Annotated in this window: 3 protein-coding genes; all 3 read left to right on the top strand. The window is 74.6% G+C overall.

The genetic code is table 11. From position 1 onward, the window contains the following. The first annotated feature begins 42 nt into the window (after positions 1-42). Entirely contained in the window at positions 43-822 is a 780-nt protein-coding gene (locus EF903_RS29310; protein WP_125548028.1) for an ABC transporter ATP-binding protein, read from the top strand. An 86-nt stretch (positions 823-908) separates the two neighbouring features. Continuing rightward, a complete protein-coding gene (locus tag EF903_RS29305) occupies positions 909-3,629 on the top strand; it encodes an FtsX-like permease family protein (protein ID WP_125548029.1) in 2,721 nt (906 codons plus the stop codon). A 105-nt stretch (positions 3,630-3,734) separates the two neighbouring features. Next, on the top strand, positions 3,735-4,274 hold the full coding sequence (locus EF903_RS29300) for a bacterial proteasome activator family protein (RefSeq protein ID WP_125548027.1): 540 nt from the start codon (positions 3,735-3,737) through the stop codon (positions 4,272-4,274). Positions 4,275-4,417: the final 143 nt, after the last annotated feature.

Here is a 4,417-nt window from a genome sequence, read left to right as displayed (position 1 = left end):
ACGCGCCGCCGCGCTGACGCCACCACCGTCCCAGGGGGGACCATGCCCGACCCGCACCCGCACCCGCACCCGCACCCGCACCCGCACCCGCACACCGAACGACCCGTACTCCAGCTCCAGGACCTGGTCCGCACGCACGGCACCGGCGCCACCGAGGTGCACGCCCTGCGCGGCGTCGACCTGTCCGTGTACCCCGGCGAACTCGTCGCCGTCATGGGGCCCTCCGGCTCCGGCAAGTCCACGCTGCTCACCCTTGCCGGCGGCCTCGACATGCCGACCAGCGGACGCGTCCTCGTCGAGGGCACCGACATCACCACCGCGAGCCGCGGCCAACTCGCCGCACTGCGCCGCCGCAGCATCGGCTACGTCTTCCAGGACTACAACCTGATCCCGGCCCTCACCGCCGCCGAGAACATCGCCCTGCCCCTCGAACTCGACGGGGTCCCCGCCCGCAGGGCCCGCACCAGTGCCCTGGCCGCGCTCGACGAGATGGGGCTGCGCGCGACCGCCGACCGGTTCCCGGACGAGATGTCCGGCGGCCAGCAGCAGCGCGTGGCCATCGCGCGCGCCCTGGTCGGCGACCGCCGCCTGGTCCTCGCCGACGAGCCGACGGGCGCCCTCGACTCCGAGACCGGCGAATCCGTCCTCGCCCTGCTCCGGTCGCGCTGCGACGCAGGCGCCGCCGGCATCCTCGTCACCCACGAGCCGCGGTTCGCCGCCTGGGCCGACCGCGTGGTCTTCCTGCGCGACGGCAACGTCGTCGACTCCACACTGCGCAGCCACGCGGAATCGCTGCTGCCGGGGCAGGCGGGCGGCCGGTGAAGGCGTACCACTCCTGGGTCGCGGCCCTCCGCATAGCCCGGCGCGACGCCTGGCGCGCCAAGGGCCGCAGCTTCCTCGTCCTCGCGATGATCGCCCTGCCGATCATCGGTGTCAGCGCCGCGGACGTCACCCTGCGCAGCTCGGAGCTCTCGCCCGCCGAGGAGGTCAGCCGCAGGATCGGCGCCGCCGACGCCCTGCTGACCTCCTCCGGCATCGGCGGGCCCATCCACCAGCGGCCCGACGCAAGCGGCTACACGGCCGCCGCCGACCACGCGGTCCAGCAGTCTCCGGAGCCCGGGGCGGACCACGCGAAGTCCGCGGTGCCGGCCGGAGCCGAGACCCTGAAGATCAGCACCGGCCACACCAAGATCCGCAGCCGGTACGGGCTGCTGCAGACCGAACTGCGCGAGGTCGACACCGCCGACCCCCTGGTCAAGGGCATGATCGCCATGGACCGCGGGCGGACGCCCGAGGAGGCCGGCGAGGTCGTCGCCACCAACGCCTTCCTGGAGGCCTCCGGGCTCTTCGTGGGCTCGCAGTTCACCCCCCGGGGCTCCGCCACCTGGTACCGGATCGTCGGCGCGTACGAGCTCCCCTCCGACCTGCACAAGATCGAGATCACCGCCCCGCCCGGCACCCTGCTCGCCCCGCTCGACAAGGAGCTGCGGGCCGCCGGGGTGCCCGGAGTGGTCGCCGACGACGCCTACCTGGTGAAGACCGGGCCGAGTGGTTTCACGTGGAACATGGTCAAGGAGGCCAACACCAAGGGCGTCCTGGTCCACTCCCGGGCCGTCGCCCTCGACCCGCCCGCGCGGTCCGAGGTCCCCCTGTACACGCAGATGGACAGCATGGGCGAGCGCGACTTCGGGTCGCTGCCGGCCAGCGAGACGGCCATCCTCGCCACCGTCGTCGGCATCGCCATGCTGGAGATCTGCCTGCTCGCCGGGCCCGCCTTCGCGGTCGGCGCCCGCCGCTCGCGCCGCCAGCTCGGCCTCGTCGGTGCCAACGGCGGCGACCGGCGCCACATCCGGGCCATCGTCCTCTCCGGGGGCCTCGTCATCGGCGCCGCGGCCGCCGTCGTCGGCACCGCGGCCGGCATCCTCCTCACCGTGGCGCTGCGGCCCCTCCTGGAGGAGCGCATCGGCGTCCGCTTCGGCAGCTTCGACCTCCGGCCCCTGGAACTCCTCGGGATCGCCCTGCTCGCCGTCCTCACCGGCCTGCTCGCGGCCGTGGTCCCCGCGATCACCGCCTCCCGGGAGACCGTCCTGTCCTCGCTGACCGGGCGGCGGGGCATCCGCCGGGCCAACCGCGTCCTGCCCTTCGCCGGGCTCGCGGCCATCGCCCTCGGCGCGGCCATCGCCCTCTACGGCACGACCGCCGACGCGGGCGCCACCGTCGTCGCCGGCGGAAGCGCGCTCGCCGAGCTCGGTGTCGTCGCCCTCACCCCCGTCCTCGTCGGGCTGTTCGGCCGTACGGGTCGCTGGCTGCCGCTCTCGCCCCGGCTCGCCCTGCGCGACGCCGTGCGCAACCGGGGCCGCACCGCGCCCGCCGTGGCCGCCGTGCTCGCCGCCGTCGCCGGGACCGTCGCCCTGGCCACGTACCAGCAGAGCAGCGAGGCGCAGCAGCGCGCCGCGTACACCGCCCAACTGCCGGCCGGCTCCGGCAAGGTGGAACTGCACGAATCCGGGCACCAGAAGGCCATGGGGGCCGTCCGCCAGGCCGTGAGCCGGGAACTGCCCGTCGCCGTACGGGCGGACGTGGACTACGTCCAGGTCGGTGCGCCCGGCTGCGAGCGGATGACGGGACCGGGCGACTGCGGCCAGGCCCGGATCCTCCGGCCGAAGGAGCAGCGCTGCCCGCTCTGGGAGGACGGGGACCGCGACTTCACGCTCGCGGAGGCCAGGAAGCTGCGCCGGGACTGGCGGTGCGCCGTCTCACAGCACGGCTCCATGCACGAACTGGTCGTCGCCGACGAGAAGCTGCTGGCCGCGCTCGCCGTGACCGACCCGGGCACCGTGGCCGCGCTGAAGGCCGGCAAGCCCGTCTCCTTCGAGCCGCGCGACGTCAAGGACGGCAAGGCCACCGTCCGGCTCGTCACCTCCGAGGCCGAACGCGCCTTCACCGGGGAGGGCGAGCCGCCGGGCGAGGACAAGGTGTTCGCCGTGCACCAGGCGCCCAAGGGCACCAACGGCTACGGCATCTCCCTGGTCCTGCCCCCCTCCGCCGCCCAGGCCGCCGGGCTCACCGCCCAGCCGTTCGCCTCCTACTTCACGCTGGAGGGGCCGCCGACCGGTCGGCAGAAGCAGCAGCTGGCCGCCGAGATCGACCGGATCGGTGTGGAGGCGCCCGTCGCCGTCGAGTCCGGCTTCGAGCCCGAGGACACCACGGCCATGCTCGCGCTGACCGTCTTCGCCGCCCTCGTCACCATCGGCGCCGCGGGCATCGCCACCGGCCTCGCGCAGACCGACGCCGAAGCCGACCTGAAGACCCTCTCCGCGGTCGGCGCGCCCCCGCGGGTGCGGCGCACGCTCAGCGGCTTCCAATGCGGCGTGGTGGCCCTCATGGGCGTCGTCCTCGGCACCGCCTCCGGCGTCCTCCCCGCCGTCGCGCTGCGGCTCGCACAGCGGCGCGAGATCGCCGAGATGGCACAGGCCTCCGGGATCGGGGAGGAGGTGCCGTCCGTGCCGATCGTGCTGCCGTGGGACACCTTCGGGGCGCTCCTGGTCCTGGTCCCGCTGGGCGCGGCCCTGCTGGCCGCCGCGGTGACCCGGTCCGCGAGCGGGATCGCCCGGCGCGCCGCCGGCTGAGCCCGCCGGAGCCGTGCCGCACGGCCGGTGCCCCCGTACAGGGTGGATCACGCCCGTACGGGGGCACACCGTGTGAGTACGCAGGTGTGCGAGACAATGGCCGGCATGGAGATGCCGAGGAGTGAACGGTCGCAGGACAGTCCCCCGCACGTCCTGATCGTGGGACAGGACGGGATGGCGGTCGGCGGCGCCGATGACGAGTCGCGCGAGGTCCCGGTGACGGAGATGGTCGAACAGCCCGCCAAGGTCATGCGGATCGGCAGCATGATCAAGCAACTTCTGGAAGAAGTGCGCGCAGCACCTCTGGACGAGGCCAGCCGGGTCCGTCTGAAGGACATCCACGCGGCGTCGGTGAAGGAGCTGGAGGACGGCCTGGCTCCGGAGCTCGTCGAGGAACTGGAGCGCCTCTCCTTGCCGTTCACCGAGGAGACCGTGCCCTCCGAGGCGGAACTGCGCATCGCACAGGCGCAGTTGGTGGGCTGGCTGGAGGGCCTGTTCCACGGCATCCAGACCGCCCTGTTCGCGCAGCAGATGGCCGCGCGCGCCCAGTTGGAGCAGATGCGCCGCGCGCTGCCGGCCGGCGGCCAGCACGACGACGAGGGCGACGGGCCGCACGGCGCGATCCGCTCCGGCCCCTACCTGTAGCCGGGCGGCGGCCCTGCGCCGCCGCCCCCGCCGTACCGGCCCGCGCCGGGCGGTGCCGGCCCGTCCGCCGGCATCCCGCCCGGCGCGGGCGCATGTCCGGGACCGGCGGGCGCACGGGCGGGTCGCCGGCTCTTATACACCTC

The sequence above is a fragment of the Streptomyces sp. WAC05292 genome (assembly GCF_003949955.1).
Lineage (GTDB): Bacteria > Actinomycetota > Actinomycetes > Streptomycetales > Streptomycetaceae > Streptomyces > Streptomyces globosus.
The sequence above is the reverse complement of the archived record's forward strand: the minus strand, read 5'-3'. Positions and strand labels throughout refer to the sequence as shown.

Coding starts and splice junctions, on each gene's coding strand:
- EF903_RS29310 (WP_125548028.1), top strand. CDS start 43: ATGCCCGACCCGCACCCGCACCCGCACCCGCACCCGCACCCGCACCCG.
- EF903_RS29305 (WP_125548029.1), top strand. CDS start 909: ATGATCGCCCTGCCGATCATCGGTGTCAGCGCCGCGGACGTCACCCTG.
- EF903_RS29300 (WP_125548027.1), top strand. CDS start 3,735: ATGGAGATGCCGAGGAGTGAACGGTCGCAGGACAGTCCCCCGCACGTC.